Here is a 284-nt window from a genome sequence, read left to right on the forward strand (position 1 = left end):
TAATAAAGCCTATAATTTTGTCACTCAAAAACAATTTTATAATTTGCTGCAGCTAAATAAAAATGAGGCTAAGGTTGATATATCACGTGACTATTGTTACAGCGGTGAGAGTAAAGCCACACCTTATAGATTGACGTTGAAAACAGGTGATATTTTACATGTGATGATTTATGTTTATTACGATGTAGAGGAGCCATCCACGAAAGAAACATGGTTTGTTTTTTCTAAGCAACAACTGAATTGTGATTTTTTTAACATACAGGGTGTAGAAAATCATACGAAAA

Annotated in this window: 1 protein-coding gene; it reads left to right on the top strand. The window is 32.0% G+C overall.

Annotated features, from left to right (window positions below; translation table 11 throughout):
• A partial coding sequence (locus ACTG7Q_RS10905; RefSeq protein ID WP_439243813.1) for a hypothetical protein occupies positions 1-284 on the top strand: 284 nt, incomplete at both ends.

This window comes from Lonepinella sp. BR2474, from assembly GCF_051851555.1.
In the GTDB taxonomy this organism is placed as follows: Bacteria; Pseudomonadota; Gammaproteobacteria; order Enterobacterales; family Pasteurellaceae; genus Lonepinella.